This window comes from Acinetobacter sp. WC-141 (genome assembly GCF_000313935.1).
GTDB lineage: Bacteria > Pseudomonadota > Gammaproteobacteria > Pseudomonadales > Moraxellaceae > Acinetobacter.
On sequence record NZ_AMSS01000052.1, the window covers coordinates 44,160 to 62,511 of the forward strand.

The window sequence follows — 18,352 nt, forward strand, 5'->3', positions numbered from 1 at the left end:
GGTTATCTCAAATTTAATAGATCGAATTTATTAGTTGCATCAAAATTTTTATATGAATTAATAGAATTTAAAAAGTATTGTATATCAATGCCTTTTAAATATTCTATAGTTTCATTAATTATTGAATCAAGTTCATTTGCATCATTTAAAGATACAGATTCACGGAATTTTTCTCTAAATTCTAGATTATTTAAAATTGTTTTAATAGCATCAATATTACGAGGTCGATTAATAGCAAAAGAAATATGTACATTTGATGAGCTTGTTGCTTCAACAAGATGCCAATAACCTCTTGGTATAAAAACCAAACCATTTATTTTATTATGAATACAAATTTCTGGGAAATTTTCGCATGGTTTATCATAGTGAAAACTTTTATGATGAGGTAAGGGATTCTTAAAAGTTGGAGAAGAAATACTCCACTTTTTATCTCCAAATAATTGAATAGATATAACATCATGATCATCAAAATGCATACCAAAACTTGAAGAATCTTTTTTATAGCAATAATATAAATTAGCACTAATAGGACATCTAAAATATTGCTGAAATATTTGACAGATATTATTTATATTTGGTATAAATTCTTGGCATCTATCAATAACTAAAGTACCTCCATCTTTAATCATCGAATATATAATATCTTTCCTCATCTTTGTATGAATTCCACCATTGTTATCTAAGGATTTTGAAACAAAGCCAGAAAATCCATTAAAATAATAGTTGTTATTGTTGACTATTCTAAGTTGGGGGAAATCAATATGTTTGGAAGATAATATTTTATTTATATCATCCCAGCTTAGAATTTCCTGATCTAATATATTTTCTATATGAGTAGGTTTTTTTTGACTGAAATGATAGTTAAACTCTTCACCTTTTAAATAGTTAATCAAATTTATCATATTAAACCTGCTTTATTGTGTTTTTTTCAATAATAAAGGAATTTTTTAGGAATACTTGTGAAAAAATTGGATCATGAGTTATTACTAAAATTAAGAATTTTTCCTTTAATATGTTTAATATATTTATTAAATTTTCTTTATTTTCATGATCTAATCCTGTAGTAGGCTCATCAAGAATAATAAATTTACTTCCCTTTAAAAAAGATCTTGCTAATGCTAATCTTTGACGTTCTCCACCTGAAATTTTAGAACCACGCTCACCAATATTTTTATCAATAATTTTAGTGAAATCTTTTAATCCAACAATAGTAAGTGCATTATTTAAATCTATTTCACTTGAGTCTGGTTGTACATATAATAGATTATTTTTAATAGTGTCATTAAAAAAAATAGTGTCTTGAGAACAATATGTTGTTTGCTTTCTAAATAAATTAAGGTTAACTTCTTTTAACTCAAAATTATTTACTTGAATTGTTCCTTCATAATTATTTAACAAGCCAGTAATTAGCTTTCCTAAAGAACTTTTCCCAATTCCACTAGCTCCTGTAAGAATAGTTATCTCATTTTTTTCAATTATTAATTGGCCTGATAGATTTTTGATTGCTAAAGTCTCACTAAGTGGTAAAGTGAGGTTATCTAATTGAATTTTAATATGATCTGGTATTAATAGTTCTATTTCTCTAATATTTTCGTTTTCTTTAAAAAAAGTTTCATTTATAGCTTCAAGATCTACCAGACCTCTTTTAATTTGTCTAAAAGAAAATCCTATGGAATTTATAGGTAAAAAAGATTGAAATAAAAAAACTGTTAACATTAAAAAATTGCCAATTGTTGTATTACCTTTTAAAATATCTATGGTAACAAAATAAAATATTATTATACATCCTAAAGCTGAAACTGAAGCAGCTGTTAAGCTTATTTTAAATAATGATGATTTATTGATATTTAATATATTTTTATAATTATCTATTATAATTTTTAGTCTTTTTTCTTCATTTTTCTTTTGCCCAAATACTTTATAGCTTTCATGGTTTATAAATGAATCATGAAAAAAACCCATAGTCTTTCTTTCTGTATTGGCTAGTTCTCGTAATATGGGAACTCTTTTATTTGTTTGACTTATAATTGCTATTGCATATATTATTAAAACTAATAACACCAAAATAGAGTAAAAAATATTAAAAGTTAAGAAAATCACAGTAATTATAAATAATATATCTAAAAAAACTGGAATTATACTCTGAAAAATAGATTTTGTTATATTCCTTGCAGATGATATCCCTGCATTAATTTTACCTAATATTTCACCTGTATTTTTATTGTTATGGAATATATTGTCTAATTCAATGGCATTAAAGTATAATTTTTCCTTAAGCTCTATATCTAATTTATCGGATATTTTTGAACTTCCATAATCAATAAACCCATATAAAATAGGGGTTGTTAATCTGATTAGTACAAAAAAAATTGCATAATATACAATTGATGAGCCTTTTATTGATGCTCCATCAACAATATACTTTATTAATACTCCAAAGCTAATATTTATTATGGAGAATAGTAAAGTTGAAAAAAGAACAAGTGATATATAACCCTTGTTCTGATTTATAAAGTTAAGAATTATTTTTTTCAATTTTTTTCTCTGGAATGTTGATTTTATATTAAACTATATTAACTGATGGAGCGTTATATTAAATACATATTTTCTGTGTGCCACCGCCGCTGCCAGATGAACCATTTGAGTTACAAGTACAATATCTTCCACATCCAGCCCCTCCACAAAAACAACTAGAAGAGTATATTCCAATAATTGTAGATTTTAGATCATTTTTGCTCATCTGATTTATAATATTTTTATCTACAAGTGGATTTATATGAGATTCACTATCATGGAAAATAGGTCTTAATGCTGCTGTTAAAATTTCTGGTGAATAATCTACCGCATAATCGATATACCATTTCTTTACATGATCAAACCCAAATGTTTTTTCTATTAATTCCAATTGTTTAGAAAGTTGTGTTCTTTTTTCCGCTGAATATGTTTTTCCTTCAGTTTTTAAAGCCGCTATAGTTCTTTCTAATGTTGTTTTAGAGAAGGGTCGATGGTGAAGAAAAAAACCAAAAAAATCATTACAAAATGTAGTGTAATCTTCTGTAAATTGCATAAAAATATGCCACATTTTATCTATTACTAATAATGGTTCATGTATCTCAATATTAAAATTTTCTTTTTGAGAGATTGTACTTAAATATAGAAAATTTTTCATCTCATTAAAAATATCTATAATATTTTCATCAGGAAAATCCCATTCATCTTTAAATTTTTCTAATACTTGGGGATTGCTATATTCTTTTACTTTTGTATAAGTGTCATCATGGATTAAAGCAGTTTTAAAGCCATTGCTACTTATATTTGTTGGTTTAAGTTGTTCTATAATAGTATTCATTTTTTACCTTTTGGTATTATTTTTGAAGTTTATAAAATAATAAAAATAATAAAATTCTCAAATTTTTTTTTATGATAATTTTATATTTTTTATTAATATATGTTTTTTCAAATTTAAGGGTATTTGAAAAAGTTATTAATAATATTGTAATAAAATTAGAAGGAGATCTAATAGACTCCTCTCTATAACGCCCCACTTAACAATAACTCCCTCATTATTTAGCCTTACTTTTTTAATGATTTAATTTAAAACAAATGGCATTTTGCGTGCTTGACTGCAATAGGGTTGGGCACTATCCTTTGCCTGCTGGCCTACATTGCCAGACGGTCGTCGCGGACCGATTACAACAGCATCAGAATTATTCCTTTCTGAGGGATAATTTTGTGTGAGCATCTCCTCGTCTCCTCCCGTAGCGGTAGGACGGGAGAGGGACACCTTCGGGTGTGCTGGTTGTTGTACCAGTCCGCGAACCCTTTCTCGTTCTGCCACCATAATTTTAATGTCGGCAGAACTCCCAATAAAAAGGAGTTGGCTTTGCACATCCATTATTTCTTGGCTCTCAATGCCAAAAGCTATAACGACACAACTTAAAAATTAAAGCAGCTTGAACGCCCTAAGGTTTTCAGGCTTTAAGTCATTACGGCTCAAAAAACTTGCATCAACAATAAAACTTGAGATGTGCCAAGCACCGTCTTTACGGCTTTGCTATGCCTTTTTTTCTCCCAAAAAAGTATCTCAATTAGAAACAACAAGAATTTATAACGGTAAAACTATGCCAAAGTTAGTGCTTTCATCACGTGCCATACAAGTCATCAATAAATCGATTGATCTATTTCACCACCGTGGGTTTCATACGGTTGGGGTGGATCGAATCGTGAAAGAGTGTGAAATTACCAAAGCGACTTTTTATAACTTCTTTCATTCAAAAGAGCGGTTTATTGAAATCTGTCTGATCGTACAAAAAGAACGTTTAAAAGAAAAAGTGATTTCAATTGCTGAGTACGACCAAGGCACAAACGCGACCGATAAACTCAAAAAGCTTTATTTCTTACACACTGATGTAGAAGGGCTGTACTTTCTATTATTTAAAGCCATTTTTGAAACGAAACTAAACTATCCAAACACCTATCAAATCGCGGTGAGATATCGAACATGGCTCATCAATGCAATCTATAGCCAGCTTATAAAACTAAACACCGATGCGACTTTTCAAGACGCCAAACTATTTTTATATATGATTGAAGGCGCAATTATTCAGCTTTTAGACTCAAATCAAGTCGATGAGAGGGAAAAGGTGTTGGATTGTTTTTTATGCAGTTTAGGTAGGTGATGTAAAATGCTGGGCTGATAACAAAAAATATTAGACCGGTCGTCTATTGATCTATATAGTGAGGTCTTACTTTGTTGACCTTCTAGTTTAAAAGAGAAAATTAATGTCTATTATTCTTCATCATTTAAATGCTTCACGCTCATTTCGCATTCTGTGGTTACTTGAAGAAATTAATCAACCTTATGAATTAAAATGTTATTTTCGAGATAAAACTACAAACCTTGCACCTCAAGAATTAAAAAACATTCATCCTTTAGGCAAATCACCTGTGATTGAGCTCAATGGAAAAGTGATTACAGAATCAGGTGCAATTGTAGAAATTTTGATTGAAAAATTTGCTCCTCAACTTATGCCTGCGAAAGATTCGGACAGTTATCTTGATTATTTACAATGGATTCATTTTTCAGAAAGTTCGGCTATGGTTCCATATTTATTAAATATTTTTAATTCGATTGAGTTAAAAAATGGCACTCAATTAAAGTTCTTGGACCAATATGCGCATGCTGAGTTGGATAAAGTATTTTCGTATTTAGATCAACAATTAGTAGGCAAAAAATTCTTAGTAGGCAATAGCTTAACGGGTGCAGATTTTATGATTGGTTTCGTAGTCTATGGCCTAATTAATTCTTTAAATATTCGATCAAAATACCTCAATATTGAACAATATGTAAAAAGTCTAGAAAGCTTAGAAAGCTGGCAAAAAGCTATGTCTATAGAACAAAATCTTCATCACTAAACCAATGCAATCCGTAAACAAGTTCTTGGTGAAGAATATGTAAATAATTCAATCAACAATGCCGATGAGTTTAATCTTCCTCTTCAAGAGTTAGTCACTGAATATTGCTGGGGAGCTGTTTGGGGACGTGAAGAATTAAGTAAACCTGAGCGCAGTTTAATTAACTTGGCAATGATCTCAGCTTTAAATCGTCCACATGAACTAAAACTACATGTTAAAGGTGCACTTCGAAATGGTGTACCTAAAGAGAAAATTCGTGAAGTACTCTTACAGGTTGCAATTTACTGTGGCGTGCCTGCTGCTGTAGATAGCTTTCGAATTGCTAAAGAGGCAATTAAAGAGTTTGAATCTGAGCAATAAACGTTGCCTTTGAATAATTAAAAAAAGCCTTGTTCAAGTGGACGAGGCCTTTTTTATTTTAAGCTTGTCTGTTCAGTTCAAGGGGTAAATGCTGCGCCAAATAGTCAATTGCAAGTCGGGTTTTCAGGGGCATAAAAGGCAGTGTAGGCCATACCAGATGAATCGGAAAAGCAGTGCTCGACATGGTGTCTAACACTTGCACAAGCTTACCGTCCTGTAATTCATTTTGAATAAGCCAATCGGGCAGCCAAGCAATACCTGCGCCAGCAAGTGCTGCATTTTTAATGGCTTGCAAGTCATTAAAAAGGAGTTTTGCTTTCGGTTTAATAAATAAAGGCTCGTCATTTTCCTGTTGAAGCTGCCATTTTTTTATTTGACCAAAATGCGGATCGGCAATCGTGGCGTGGCGGTCTAAGTCTTCAATATTTTCTAATGGATCTGCTTTATTTAAATAGTCAGGTGAGGCACAAAGTAGCATTCGATGCTCACCAATCGGTTTGGCAACGAGTTGAGTGGTGTCGGGCAATGCCCCGATTCGGATGCATAAATCGAAACCTTCTTCGACCAAGTCTACAGTCCGATCATTAAATGAAATTTCTAGCTGTAAGTCCGCATGTTGCTGAGCAAATTTAACCATGAACGGAGCAGCAAAGAGTTGCCCGAACAGAACTGGCACAGACATTCTTAACCGGCCTGTTGCGTTAATTTTCCTTTGGTCTAATAAAGCTGCCGCATTTTGTATTTCACTTAACGCTCGGCGGCTATGTTCATAAAACAAAGCCCCTTCGTCAGTCATACTGAGAGAACGTGTTGTTCTTTTAAATAAAGCAACACCAAGCTGATCTTCCAGCCGAGCAATATTTTTACTAATGGCTGAGCGGGTTAAATGCAATTGCTCGGCAGCTCTTACAAAACTTCCAGCTTCAACCACAGTCACAAATATAGAAATTGCACTTAGCTCATGTTGCATGATTGTTGCCTGAAAGGAACCAATGATAAGAAATAATATCACCACTGTTGAATTTATTGTAGAGTTAATATGGCTTCATCGAAAACGTGGAGATGGTCATGGCTAAAATATTGGTATTAAAATCCAGCATTATGGGTGAGGGTTCTCAAACCAATTGCCTAATCGATGTCATGCTTGAACACCGTAAAGACCAAGGTTTGCAAGATGACATTACCATACGCAATCTAGCTGAAATGAATCTACCCGTATTAGATATTGAAATTTTTCAGGCGCTCCGTGGTACTGAAAATAACAATCAAAACATTCAACAAATCGTTGCTTTGTCTGACGAATTAATTGATGAATTAAAAAGTGCCGATTTGTTGGTGATAGGCGCGCCGATGTACAACTTAAATGTGCCGACTCAACTCAAAAACTGGTTTGATTTGGTGGCACGAGCAAGACAAACATTCTGCTACACCGAAACTTATCCTCAAGGTTTGGTTGAAGGGGTAAAAGCGGTAGTGGTAAGTAGTCGGGGCGGTATTCATGTCGGCCAAGAAACTGAGGCAGTAACTCCTTATCTCAAAGCTGTGTTAGGGCTGATGGGTATTCATGAAGTCGATTTTATTTATGCAGAAGGTCTAGACATGCAAGCTTATCGCAGCAACGCTTTAGATCTGGCAAGCCAGCAAGTCAAAGAGTACGCCATTTAAAATCATGAGCTGAAACTCTTGTACCTCTAATTGATAACAAGAGTTTCTAAGTCTATTTAAATCACATTTCTAAGTTCATTTGCCGTGTTGCGTAGCAATGGCAAAATTTGCTGAACCAAATAATCTTCTTGCACACGGTTGGTTTGAGACATGCAGTTAAGCGCTGCAATGGCTTGACCTTGTGCATTAAAAACAGGCACTGCAATCGCAATCACACCAAGCTCATGTTCTTCTTTGGAAAGACAATAATCCGATAATGAAATACCTTTAAGCACTTCAAAAAACTTTGACTCATCTACTATCGTAAATGGAGTTAGGCGCTTTAAACCGTAAGTTTTGACCCATGTATGTTGGGCTTCTTCGGGTAGTGCTGCCAGTAAAACTTTACCCGTAGAAGTGGCATGTGCAGGCAGTCTGTTTCCTAAATGCATACCATAAGGGCTGACGCGCAAATTATCTTGCTGTGGCAAATAGCTACGGGCAATCGGCACGACCTCGTTATCGTCCAGAACCACTATCGAAAAAGTCAGAGACGTCTGCGCGCACAAAAGATTTAAAAATGATTGGGCAACTTTAGGCAAGTGGGCAGAGCTTAAATAAGAACTTGAAAAGCGTAGCACGCGATGAGTCAACCAAAAGTAATGTTCATCTGTTTCTAAATAGCCTAAGTATTTTAAGGTTTTTAGATAACGCCTTGCCGCAGTACGGCTAATGCCGGTTCGCTCGGCCACTTGAGTGACATTGAGTCGTTGCCGATCTGTTCCAAAAGCTTCCAGTAAAGCCAAGCCTTTTGCTAATCCTGCAATGTAGTCTTCTTGACGAATTTTCTCATGCGAATTCGGGTGCTCTAAAAAAGCATCGAGAGAAGGCATCCTTTCATTCCTGTGATTTTATTGTTTCTGTCCGCTATCCGGACAAACTAAATGATAAACGGTTATTTTCGTCTTGCATACATAGTGCACAAATCTTAAAGCCAGTAATTTAAAAGTCAGGATGAAACAAGGATGAAGTTATGGATATTTTAAAGACACAGGTTGCAATTATTGGTTCTGGACCAGCAGGGTTATTGCTTGGGCAACTTTTATATAAAGCTGGAATCGATCATATTATTGTTGAGCAACGCAGTGCTGAATATGTGGCTTCACGGATACGCGCAGGAATTTTAGAGCAAGTTTCGGTCGACTTACTGAAACAAGCAGGCGTTGACCAAAATTTAAAAGACAAAGGATTACCGCATTCGGGCATTGAAATTTTGACCAATGGCGAAAAGCATCGAGTTGATTTAGCAGAATTAACGGGCGGAAAACAAGTGACCGTATATGGTCAGACAGAAGTGACTAAAGATTTAATGACTGCCCGTGAAGAAGCGCAGCTCACTTCATTTTATGAAGCTCAAAATGTACAAATTAAAGATTTCTACACTGCACCAAAAGTTGAGTTTGAATACCAAGGTCAAGCTTTTCAAATTGATTGTGACTTTATAGCAGGGTGTGATGGCTACCATGGTGTCTGCCGTGCCAGCGTACCTGAAGATAAAATTAAGACCTTTGAAAAAGTTTATCCATTTGGCTGGTTAGGCGTGTTGGCAGATGTTCCACCTGTAGCCGATGAATTGATTTACGTACAGTCAGAGCGTGGGTTCGCTTTATGTAGTATGCGTTCAGAAACACGTAGCCGTTATTATTTACAAGTCCCTTTAACAGATCACGTCGAAGACTGGTCAGATGAAAAGTTCTGGGATGAGTTAAAAAACCGCCTAGATCCTGAAAGCCGTGAAAAGCTAGTGACTGGAACCTCTATTGAAAAAAGTATCGCGCCGTTACGTAGCTTTGTGACCGAGCCAATGCGCTTCGGAAAACTATTTTTAGCAGGTGATGCTGCGCATATTGTTCCACCGACAGGAGCAAAAGGCTTAAATCTGGCTGCTTCTGATATTGCTTACTTATCAAGTGCGATCATTGAATATTATGTTGAAGGCTCAGAACAAGGTATTGATGAATACTCAGAAAAATGCCTACAACGCGTATGGAAAGCAGAGCGTTTTTCTTGGTGGATGACTCATTTATTACATCGCTTTGAAACTGAAAGTGAGTTTGATCATAAGATTAAACAAGCAGAGCTAAGTTATGTATTGGGTTCAATTGCGGGTAAAACCACATTGGCTGAAAACTATGTTGGTTTGCCTTATGAGATTAAGCACATTGATCGTTTTAAGCACGCAAGTTAAAAATTAGGTAAAAATAAAAAGGGCATGAAAATACTCTTTTTTATATAACAAATGAGATGCGATCCGCCTAAAAGTAGCCCTGATATTTTTAGAAATATAGGGCTACCTATCAATTAACCTAAAGTTTAGTTAGCGGTTGCTGAAACTTTACTCTGGCTTAACATTGCTTGTTGCGGAGATTGAAGGGGCTTAATCACTTGTGGATTAGAGTTACTCCACGGGATGTAGGTTTCTGTCAAAATATGGCCAGTAAGACTCGTTAAATCACTAGATTTAACTTCAGCATCGCCTTGACGACCAAATAATACAACTTCATCGCCAGCTTTAGCCTCTGGAATATCTGTCACATCCACCATAACAGTATTCATTGATACTCGGCCAACCACTGGCGCTTTTTGCCCATTTACTAATACAAAAGCTTTATTACTAAAACTACGACGGTAGCCATCTGAATAACCTATAGGTAAGTTTGCGAGTCTAGAGTCACGTGTCAAAGTATATGTTTGGTCATAACCCACAGTTGAATCTTTGAGATAATTATTAACTGCGGCAATTTGTGTTTTAAATGCCATCATACGTTTAAATTCAGGGTGATTAGGAAAATCCCCATATATAATCGCACCTGCACGAACCATATCTAAATGTGATTCGGGAACATTTACGGTAGCAAATGAATTAGCTGTGTGTAATGTTAATTCTTCACGATTCAGTTTGGCTTTTTTAATTAACCATGCTGTTTGTTCATTAAATTGAGCCAGACGCTCACGGACATATTTTTCATCTTCTACCGCGTAATGGGTCATAATGCCGTCAATTTTAAGATGGGGAAGTTTGGTGATCGCAACGGCTTGTTTTTTACCTTGAGCTGAAAACATTTCAATACCATTACGATCCATACCGCCCGAATTTAAAGCCAAGCTATAATGTACAGTTGCATTATTCGCTTCTGCCCATTGTGAGATACGAGCGGCTTGATCATAGTTGCCCAAAAGCTCTTCAATATTTAACGCATGTGCATTGATAATTTCACTATCGGTTGCTGTACGTAAACGTGTAATTTTGCCTTTATAGCCATGCTTACGCACCATCGCCGCTTCTGCATTACTGGTAATACCAATACAAGAAACATTTAATTTCATCACGCTCGGCATAAGTAGATCAATACTATGACCATATGCATTCGCTTTCATAACCACACAAAGTTGTGTTTTGTCACTAAGTAACTGATTTGTCTTTTTAATATTATCTTCAAAGGCTTGAGTATCAATTTCAATCCATGCATTGGCTGTAGGTGCAGGACTGACTTCATTTGTGATGTGAGGCGTGAGTAAAGGCGCGGCATGGGCAAATTGCATGGAACCGAATAATACAAATGCACAGCTATAAGCGAGATGAGAAAATTTTGTTTTAAGTTTCATAAGTTTTTTTAATCTTTCCTGGCTGAATATGATTTAACGCTGGGTGGATTTTTATGGTTAAGTACAGATATATAATTGATTTAAAGTGTCACACAATTTGATCGTAATAATACTTTCTCCTTAAAATATTATAGTCAGCATTAAGTAAAATTTAATTTTGCTTAATCCACATTAAAAAAGTAAGCGTGATTTAAAATAATCTTAATTAAATCTAAATATACATTTGTAAAAAAAACAAGAAGAAAAGTGGTTATATTTTTTTGAATGTTATTTTTTTAATCTATTTGATAGTGATGTTTTTAATAAAAATTTTTAAAATATAACCTTTGGTAAAAAATTAACTTTATTATTAAAAAAGGTTTTTTTATTTTTTTAAATATATTGGATTATATTTTTTATCAGTTGGTAAAATATAAAAAATTGGGTGAATAAATATCCATAATTCTATTTAATAGAGTATAAAAATTAAAATTACTATATTTTTCATAAGTTTATTTATTATTGGTTAAAGTTCTTTAAAAATTATGGATTATGTTGTGTTAATTTTTAAGCATCTAATGTCATATTTAATAGTTTTTAATAAATTAATTTAAATTTTATAAGTGAAATATTAATTAGTTTGAATAAATAGTTGGATAATATTTAACCTTGGGAGGGTGGTTGTAATTTTTGTATAATAAATCGTCTGGTGTGTCTTATCTTATTTTTTTAATTCAATTTGTGATTTGAAATTATAGTTAAATCGAAATCCTGTGCTTATTTCAAAATTAAGAAATTTTACTAATATATTAGTTTTTATTAAATGAATAATTTTATATTAAGACTTTTTAAATATAAGGTGAGGGCTATGTTTTTTTAATTGCTCAGGAAAGTGTGAGCTGTTTTTGATCATATTATTTTAATTCTACGAGCTAGTAATATAGGAAGATATATTGAGTGATGGGGCAAACTCTCAATTCCTATGTAAGAGTCAGTACAGAAATATGAATTTTTATCTTAAATAAGTGTCTCAATAGATAGGATGTAATGGCGATGCCATGCCGATTTACACGTGCACACACTATTTTTTATGAACAAGCTGAATTGAAAAAACGCGGGGAATAGGTCATAGATTGCTTAAAAGATCAGCATTAATAAAAGCTTTTGTCACATTTTTTCAGTATATTGCTATTAATTTCTTTATTTATAAATTCTAAGTTTGTATGGAACAGGACCAAGCACGCATACCTAAATATATTCCTATTCGCGATGCAATTGCCCATGATATTGAATCTGGTGTATTAGAAGCCCACGCAAAACTCCCATCGGAAAGAGTGCTTTCGGAACAATTTCAAACCACTCGTGTTGCTGCACGTGAAGCTTTGCTGGCTTTGGAAACTGATGGTTTGATTTATCGATTAGACCGCCGTGGTTGGTATGTTCGCTCTCCTCGTATTATTTATCATCCGCAATCGACTAAAAACTTTAATCAATTTGTAATTGAACAAGGCTATGAACCTTCTACAGAAGTGATTTCGAGTGAACTTACGCAAGCTACGTCTTGGGATGCCAAACATTTAAAAGTTGAAAAAGGGCATCCGATTTATTCAGTTTGGCGACGTCGTTGTATTAATGGTCGACCTGTTTTAGTGGAACATTTACGGGTAAATGCCGAGCTTTTCCCTGAGTTTTTAACTCATGATCTCAAGCAATCCATTACTTTACTGATGGCAAATCAATATAACTGCCATATCACTAGAGCCGATATTAACCTGTATCCAACCGCTTTATCGGAACAGCAGGCCAAAGCACTACATGTGAATGTGGGCGCACTCGGCCTATATATTTGCCGTAGCAACAGAAATGAAGAGGGTGTGATTACCGATGTTGACCAAGAATATTGGCTACATGATGTTTTAGATTTACATTTCGAAGCGCGAGCATAAAAATTAAATCTGGTTTAAACCAGATTAATTAAACTGTCATATAAAACTGTTGAAATACGATCATCAAATAATTGCATTCGATGGTTTGCAGATGAAACAGTATGTTCAACAGACAATTAAACTCGGTACTACATCAGTTTTAGGTGTAGTAGTCGCTATGCAAATGGGATGTTCATCAGCAACATCAAAACGATCAGAAGAAATTACAGTCTATACGGCAGTGGAAGCCGACCAACTTAAGCAATACCAAGAAGAATTGCATAAAGCCTATCCAGAGCTAAAAGTAAAATGGGTACGTGATTCAACTGGTGTGATTACCGCTAAACTTTTGGCAGAGCAGAAAAACCCACAAGCGGATGTAGTTTTTGGTGTGGCTTTAACCAGTTTGCTGGTCATGGAAAAAAAAGACATGCTCGAGCCTTTTAAACCTGAAGGCATCCAAAATTTAAAACCAGAATTTGTGAGCCAAAAAACTGTTCCGACTTGGACAGGTATGGATGCATGGGAATCTGCAATTTGTGTGAATAAAGTCGAATTAGAAAAACGTAAATTACCGGTTCCAAAAACTTGGAAAGATTTAACCAATCCAATTTATAAAAGCTTAATTGTGATGCCAAATCCAGCTTCGAGCGGAACAGGGTATTTAGATGTTACGGCTTGGATGCAAATTTGGGATGAAAAGCAGGCGTGGGACTATATGCAGGCTTTAAATAAAAACATTTCACAATATCCTCACTCGGGTTCAAAACCTTGCAAGATGGCAGCACAGGGTGAAATTCCAATTGGAGTTTCTTTCGGTTATCCGGCATTTAAATTAAAAGCAGAAGGTGCACCTTTAGAAGTGGTTTATCCAACTGAAGGTTTAGGCTGGGAAATGGAAGCCTCAGCAATTGTAAAAGGAACGAAGAAGCTAAGTAGTGCACAGAAATTTATAAATTGGTCGGTAAGCAAAGCGGCAAATGAAGCCTATGCCCATAACTTTTCAATGGTGGCCTATAAAGGCATTGAAAATACGACGATGAGCTTCCCGAAAAATCTTCCTCAAATGCTCGTAAAAAATGATTTTTATTGGTCAGCCGAGCAGCGTGAACGTATTTTGGCTGAATGGTCAAAGCGTTTTGAAAAGTGATCTTGTGGATAAGGCCTTATTATGCAAATTCCTTCGTCATTGCAATCATCGCTGCTGGGTCAAAACCAAAAGGGCGAGTTAGCAGGGCATTTATTGTCGACATTAACGACCTATAAATATCCTGAACATGGCCCTTCGGTTTTAGAAGTGGTGGATATACAAAAAAAGTTCCAACACTTTCAGGCCCTAAGTCATATTAATTTAGACCTTAAAGCAGGCGAGTTCGTTAGCTTTTTGGGGCCTTCAGGGTGCGGTAAAACCACATTGCTACGCATTATTGCGGGTCTAGAAAAACCTGATTATGGAAAAGTCATAAAAAAGGGCACAGACATTACCTTGCTCAGTGCTGAAAAGCGTCACTGTGGAATTGTGTTTCAGAACTATGCGTTATTTCCAAATTTAAATGTCGAAGAAAATATTGCTTTTGGCTTAGACAAAAAGAAGTGGGATAAAGCACAGCGTAGCCAAAGGGTTCAGCAGTTATTAGAACTGATTGAATTACCCGATATTGCTAAAAAATATCCAAATCAATTGTCTGGCGGGCAGCAGCAACGTGTTGCGCTTGCTCGTGCAATTGCACCAAAACCTGATATTTTACTGCTAGACGAACCGCTTTCTGCTCTCGATGCTCAGGTACGTCTGAACCTGAGACAAAAGATCCGTTCGATTCAATCACAGCTTAATTTGCCAACCATTATGGTCACACACGATCAAGAAGAAGCATTAAGCATTTCTGACCGTGTTGTGGTGATGAATCATGGCGTTATTGAGCAGATTGATACGCCGCATAATATTTACTACAAGCCACAAACCCAATTCGTTGCCAAGTTTATTGGTACCATGAACTTTTTGACCGCCACTTGTTCAGTACCGAATCAGCTCGAGGTTTTGGGTTTTATTCCTCTAAATTTGGAGCAGCAAAAACTTAAAGCAGGGCAAAACTACAGCATGGGTTTTAGACCGGAAGCTGTCGAGTTGGTTGATGATTTTGGGAGTGATAAAGAGTCGTTGTATTTACCAGTTAAAGTATTAAGCACTGAATTTTTAGGTGCGAAACGCCGTTTGTTTTGCGCTATTCATATCGATGGAATTGAGCAGGCAAAACACCTTTTGCAAATTGAAATTGAAAATACCAAGTTCAAAACTTTGCAAGAACTGATGTTTATAAAAGTGCCTAATCAACTCATTCATGTCTTTGATGAACAAGGGTACGCACTATGTTAAATGAAGCTGCTTCAGCGGTTTTAAAAACACAGCCGCGTCGAAAAACTGAATATTCATTAAGATCAAATATTGCTTTAGCTATGGTCGCAATCGCTTTGACTTTAGCGATTATTGCTCCTTTAATGATGCTGTTTGAAACAGCTTTTTTTGATGAAAATCAAAAATTTGTTGGCCTTGAAAATTTTTATAATTATTTTGCAAGCCCAGCTTTACTCAGCTCCGTATTTAACTCGGTGTGGATTGCTTGTGCTGCTACTGTCATTACAGTATTTCTTGCCAGTATTTATGCTTTTGCCCTCACCAATGTGAATATAAAAGGCAAAGGCTTCTTTAAAGTGGTCGCTTTCTTACCGATTTTAGCACCGTCACTTTTGCCTTCTTTGGCATTGGTTTATTTATTTGGTAAGCAAGGTGTGTTTAAACCTTTACTGGGCGATATACAAATTTATGGCCCAATCGGTATTTTAATCAGTTACTGCTTTTGGCTATTTCCAGCAATTTTAATGTTGATGATGGTGTCTTTTCGAAGTGTCGATCAGCGTTTAATTGAGGCGTCTTTGTCGCTGGGTAAAAATATCTGGAAGACGCATTATCATGTCACGCTACCTGCAATTCGGTATGGACTCATCAGCGCAAGTCTGGTGGCCTTTATCTATGTACTGACTGATTTTGGTATTCCAAAAGTCATTGGCGGTTCATTTAACATGATGGCGCTTGATGTCTATAAACAGATTATTGGTCAGCAAAACATGAGTATGGGTGCGGTCATTTCCATCTTATTATTGCTACCAGCAGTGTTTGTATTCATTTTTGATCGTATACAAAGCAAACGCCATGCGCGTTTTCAAGCTTTTCAGGCTAAACCTTATGTCTCTGCATCGAATAAAAAACTTGAAATGGTTTTGAGCCTATTTTGTGGTTTGGTTTCAGGTGCGATTTTACTGATTATCTTTACGGCTGTGCTGGCTTCATTTATTCAGTCTTGGCCTTATGATTTGTCTTTGACCTTGGCACATTACAGTTTTGAATATGTCGATGGTGGTGGTTGGTCCGCGTACTTTAACTCGGTTCGAATGGCACTCTTTAGTACGGTTTTTGGAACAGTACTGATTTTTATGGTGGCGCTATTAACCGAACGTTTTAAAGCACATCCACTGATTAAAAACTATGTGCAAGCTTTGGTTTTACTGCCACTCGCTGTGCCAGGATTGGTCTTGGGTATTGCTTATATTTTGTTTTTTAACCAGCAGAGTAATCCGCTAAATGTTCTGTATGGAACCATGACCATTTTGGTGATTTCAACCATCGTGCATTATTACACCGTGCCACATCTGACTTTAACCAATGCCATTAAACAGATTCCGCTACAACTCGATCAGGCAGCACAAACTCTAGGCACATCGAAGTGGAAAACCTTTTGGAAAGTGTACTTGCCTATGTGTTTTCCAGCGCTGTGTGATGTGTCGGTCTATGTTTTTGTCAACGCGATGACCACTGTGTCGGCTGCTATTTTCCTCTATTCACCAGACACCAGTTTAGCGGCGGTAGCTGTTCTAAATATGGATGATGCAGGAGACACGGTTGCTGCTGTTGCCATGAGCATTTTAATTTTAACCACCTCATGCGTTGTAAAACTCATTCATTGGTTATTTACCCGAAAAATTAAGGCAAGAAGCCAACAATGGCGCGAAAGCTCCCACTAAGTGATGTTTAGCTAAACACAATTTTTATTTAAACGACTGAAACGAAATGCTTTGTTCAACAAGGTAAGGGTTTATTCATCCTCAATTTCGCAAATTGGAAGTCTTATGAATCACGTACAGTTTGATTTAATTGTTGTCGGTGCCGGTATTTTAGGTTTGTCCGCTGCCATACAGGCGCAAGAGCAAGGCTTAAAAGTCTGTATCTTCGAGAAAAATGCTAAACCTGTGGGGGCAACTCGCCGTAATTTTGGCATGGTTGGAACCTCTACATTAACCCATCCAGAGCAACAGTGGCGAAAGTACGCACTTGAAACGCGTTCTTTTTATCAGCGTATTCAGGCTGAAACCGATATTTCATTTGAGCAAAGACAAGGTGTCTATCTCGCCAATACGCCACTTGAATGGCAGGTTTTAAATGAGTTTGCCGAGCGTGCAAATAATTACCAAATTCCAGTTCATTTACGAAGCCATGATGAGCTGGTCACCCAATTTTCTTATTTAAACCCGCAGCAAAAGTTTCAAGGCGGTTTGGTTTTTCAAGAAGACTATTCGGTCGAACCGCATGTGATTGGGCAGCGACTATTGGCATATGCCGAAAGAAAAGGCATAGAGATTTATACTAATGCCTGTGTTGTTCAAACCCAATATCAACAGGAAAGTTGTCAAGTTCGCTTAGCAAATGGCGCGACTTATCGGGCAAATAAAGTTTTGATTTGTTACGGTGAAATCATCGATGTTTTATATCCCGATCTTTTACAAAGCTTGAACCTGAAACGTTGTGGCCTACAAATGGCGCTGACTCAACCATTTCAACAAAAATTAAATGCTTCTCTTTACTCAGGCTTATCTATTTCACGTTATCCAGCCTTTGAAATTTGCCCAAGTCATCATGAGCTAGTTAAAGCATCACAACAGGGATTCATTAAAGAATTCGGTATCCATATTCTGATTAAACAAAACGAATTTGGCGAACTGATTGTGGGCGATAGCCACGAATATCATTCGATTAATGAAGCGCCACAGTTCGAGCAGCGTGAAGATATTAATGAGTTTATCCAAGCTTACTGTCACGAAAACTTAGGGCTGACTTTACCTCCAATTCAAAAACGCTGGAATGGTTATTACCTGACTCATGAACATGAGTTGGCCTGTGTTACTCAAGCTGAGAAAAACATCTTTCTGGTGAGTGCGATTGCTGGCAAAGGCATGACCACAGGGGCTGGGTTTATGAAAGAAGTATTAGAACAAAATATTTACTAGTTTGTCATCTGGTTTAAACCAGATTG

At 35.7% G+C, this 18,352-nt stretch carries 16 protein-coding genes; 10 read left to right on the forward strand and 6 right to left on the reverse strand.

Going from position 1 to position 18,352, the window contains the following annotated elements; genetic code table 11:
• Positions 1 to 2: 2 nt before the first annotated feature.
• Genes ACINWC141_RS10820 through ACINWC141_RS10830 form a run of 3 tightly spaced genes read right to left on the reverse strand, consistent with a single transcriptional unit; the run spans position 3 to position 3,349 of the window.
• Positions 3 to 902 (reverse strand): JmjC domain-containing protein, encoded by a 900-nt coding sequence (locus ACINWC141_RS10820; RefSeq protein ID WP_009391062.1) that lies wholly within the window; start codon positions 900 to 902, stop codon positions 3 to 5.
• 1 nt (position 903) lies between these two features.
• Positions 904 to 2,535, reverse strand: coding sequence for an ATP-binding cassette domain-containing protein (locus ACINWC141_RS10825; protein ID WP_009391043.1), 1,632 nt, complete (start codon positions 2,533 to 2,535; stop codon positions 904 to 906).
• A 58-nt stretch (positions 2,536 to 2,593) separates the two neighbouring features.
• Positions 2,594 to 3,349 (reverse strand): UCP032817 domain-containing protein, encoded by a 756-nt coding sequence (locus tag ACINWC141_RS10830; protein WP_009390983.1) that lies wholly within the window; start codon positions 3,347 to 3,349, stop codon positions 2,594 to 2,596.
• Between the two features lie 772 nt (positions 3,350 to 4,121).
• Between ACINWC141_RS10830 and ACINWC141_RS10840 the strand changes: the two genes are divergently transcribed.
• The 3 genes from ACINWC141_RS10840 to ACINWC141_RS10850 all read left to right on the forward strand — a co-directional run bounded on the left by ACINWC141_RS10840 (position 4,122) and on the right by ACINWC141_RS10850 (position 5,775).
• Positions 4,122 to 4,679, forward strand: coding sequence for a TetR/AcrR family transcriptional regulator (locus ACINWC141_RS10840; protein WP_034678351.1), 558 nt, complete (start codon positions 4,122 to 4,124; stop codon positions 4,677 to 4,679).
• A gap of 103 nt (positions 4,680 to 4,782) precedes the next feature.
• The gene (locus ACINWC141_RS10845; protein WP_009391029.1) at positions 4,783 to 5,415 is read left to right on the forward strand and encodes a glutathione S-transferase family protein; all 633 of its coding nucleotides are present in this window, start codon (positions 4,783 to 4,785) and stop codon (positions 5,413 to 5,415) included.
• A gap of 9 nt (positions 5,416 to 5,424) precedes the next feature.
• The gene (locus ACINWC141_RS10850) at positions 5,425 to 5,775 is read left to right on the forward strand and encodes a carboxymuconolactone decarboxylase family protein (RefSeq protein ID WP_034678353.1); all 351 of its coding nucleotides are present in this window, start codon (positions 5,425 to 5,427) and stop codon (positions 5,773 to 5,775) included.
• A 58-nt stretch (positions 5,776 to 5,833) separates the two neighbouring features.
• Here ACINWC141_RS10850 and ACINWC141_RS10855 read toward each other — a convergent pair whose 3' ends face one another.
• The gene (locus ACINWC141_RS10855) at positions 5,834 to 6,745 is read right to left on the reverse strand and encodes a LysR family transcriptional regulator (RefSeq protein WP_009391149.1); all 912 of its coding nucleotides are present in this window, start codon (positions 6,743 to 6,745) and stop codon (positions 5,834 to 5,836) included.
• 98 nt (positions 6,746 to 6,843) lie between these two features.
• Between ACINWC141_RS10855 and ACINWC141_RS10860 the strand changes: the two genes are divergently transcribed.
• On the forward strand, positions 6,844 to 7,440 hold the full coding sequence (locus ACINWC141_RS10860) for an NAD(P)H-dependent oxidoreductase (protein WP_009391130.1): 597 nt from the start codon (positions 6,844 to 6,846) through the stop codon (positions 7,438 to 7,440).
• Between the two features lie 56 nt (positions 7,441 to 7,496).
• Here ACINWC141_RS10860 and pobR read toward each other — a convergent pair whose 3' ends face one another.
• Entirely contained in the window at positions 7,497 to 8,312 is an 816-nt protein-coding gene (gene pobR / locus ACINWC141_RS10865; protein WP_009391073.1) for an IclR family transcriptional regulator PobR, read from the reverse strand.
• 140 nt (positions 8,313 to 8,452) lie between these two features.
• Between pobR and pobA the strand changes: the two genes are divergently transcribed.
• On the forward strand, positions 8,453 to 9,667 hold the full coding sequence (gene pobA, locus ACINWC141_RS10870) for a 4-hydroxybenzoate 3-monooxygenase (RefSeq protein WP_009391123.1): 1,215 nt from the start codon (positions 8,453 to 8,455) through the stop codon (positions 9,665 to 9,667).
• A 125-nt stretch (positions 9,668 to 9,792) separates the two neighbouring features.
• Here the strand turns inward: pobA and alr are convergent, their stop codons facing one another.
• Positions 9,793 to 11,085, reverse strand: coding sequence for an alanine racemase (alr, locus tag ACINWC141_RS10875; protein ID WP_009391093.1), 1,293 nt, complete (start codon positions 11,083 to 11,085; stop codon positions 9,793 to 9,795).
• A 1,202-nt stretch (positions 11,086 to 12,287) separates the two neighbouring features.
• On the opposite strand from alr, the gene ACINWC141_RS10880 reads away from it, so the two are divergent.
• The 5 genes from ACINWC141_RS10880 (at position 12,288) to ACINWC141_RS10900 (ending at position 18,326) form a co-directional block, all read left to right on the forward strand.
• Entirely contained in the window at positions 12,288 to 13,010 is a 723-nt protein-coding gene (locus ACINWC141_RS10880) for a UTRA domain-containing protein (RefSeq protein WP_000434318.1), read from the forward strand.
• Positions 13,011 to 13,101: 91 nt separating this feature from the next.
• Entirely contained in the window at positions 13,102 to 14,139 is a 1,038-nt protein-coding gene (locus tag ACINWC141_RS10885; RefSeq protein WP_009391053.1) for a putative 2-aminoethylphosphonate ABC transporter substrate-binding protein, read from the forward strand.
• A 21-nt stretch (positions 14,140 to 14,160) separates the two neighbouring features.
• On the forward strand, positions 14,161 to 15,363 hold the full coding sequence (locus tag ACINWC141_RS10890; RefSeq protein WP_009391131.1) for an ABC transporter ATP-binding protein: 1,203 nt from the start codon (positions 14,161 to 14,163) through the stop codon (positions 15,361 to 15,363).
• Positions 15,357 to 17,066: a putative 2-aminoethylphosphonate ABC transporter permease subunit gene (locus tag ACINWC141_RS10895; protein WP_009391068.1), complete on the forward strand. Its 1,710-nt coding sequence runs from the start codon at positions 15,357 to 15,359 to the stop codon at positions 17,064 to 17,066. Before ACINWC141_RS10890 ends, ACINWC141_RS10895 begins: the two co-directional genes overlap by 7 nt.
• A 105-nt stretch (positions 17,067 to 17,171) precedes the next feature.
• A complete protein-coding gene (locus ACINWC141_RS10900; protein ID WP_009391039.1) occupies positions 17,172 to 18,326 on the forward strand; it encodes a TIGR03364 family FAD-dependent oxidoreductase in 1,155 nt (384 codons plus the stop codon).
• The last annotated feature ends 26 nt before the right edge of the window (positions 18,327 to 18,352 follow it).

What these genes read in the sequence shown, in the direction of transcription:
- pobA (WP_009391123.1), top strand. Translation starts at nt 8,453, where the DNA reads ATGGATATTTTAAAGACACAGGTTGCAATTATTGGTTCTGGACCAGCA.
- ACINWC141_RS10895 (WP_009391068.1), top strand. Translation starts at nt 15,357, where the DNA reads ATGTTAAATGAAGCTGCTTCAGCGGTTTTAAAAACACAGCCGCGTCGA.
- ACINWC141_RS10880 (WP_000434318.1), top strand. Translation starts at nt 12,288, where the DNA reads ATGGAACAGGACCAAGCACGCATACCTAAATATATTCCTATTCGCGAT.
- alr (WP_009391093.1), bottom strand. Translation starts at nt 11,085, where the DNA reads ATGAAACTTAAAACAAAATTTTCTCATCTCGCTTATAGCTGTGCATTT.
- ACINWC141_RS10890 (WP_009391131.1), top strand. Translation starts at nt 14,161, where the DNA reads ATGCAAATTCCTTCGTCATTGCAATCATCGCTGCTGGGTCAAAACCAA.
- ACINWC141_RS10885 (WP_009391053.1), top strand. Translation starts at nt 13,102, where the DNA reads ATGAAACAGTATGTTCAACAGACAATTAAACTCGGTACTACATCAGTT.
- ACINWC141_RS10900 (WP_009391039.1), top strand. Translation starts at nt 17,172, where the DNA reads ATGAATCACGTACAGTTTGATTTAATTGTTGTCGGTGCCGGTATTTTA.
- ACINWC141_RS10820 (WP_009391062.1), bottom strand. Translation starts at nt 902, where the DNA reads ATGATAAATTTGATTAACTATTTAAAAGGTGAAGAGTTTAACTATCAT.
- ACINWC141_RS10840 (WP_034678351.1), top strand. Translation starts at nt 4,122, where the DNA reads ATGCCAAAGTTAGTGCTTTCATCACGTGCCATACAAGTCATCAATAAA.
- ACINWC141_RS10845 (WP_009391029.1), top strand. Translation starts at nt 4,783, where the DNA reads ATGTCTATTATTCTTCATCATTTAAATGCTTCACGCTCATTTCGCATT.
- ACINWC141_RS10860 (WP_009391130.1), top strand. Translation starts at nt 6,844, where the DNA reads ATGGCTAAAATATTGGTATTAAAATCCAGCATTATGGGTGAGGGTTCT.
- ACINWC141_RS10855 (WP_009391149.1), bottom strand. Translation starts at nt 6,745, where the DNA reads ATGCAACATGAGCTAAGTGCAATTTCTATATTTGTGACTGTGGTTGAA.
- pobR (WP_009391073.1), bottom strand. Translation starts at nt 8,312, where the DNA reads ATGCCTTCTCTCGATGCTTTTTTAGAGCACCCGAATTCGCATGAGAAA.
- ACINWC141_RS10830 (WP_009390983.1), bottom strand. Translation starts at nt 3,349, where the DNA reads ATGAATACTATTATAGAACAACTTAAACCAACAAATATAAGTAGCAAT.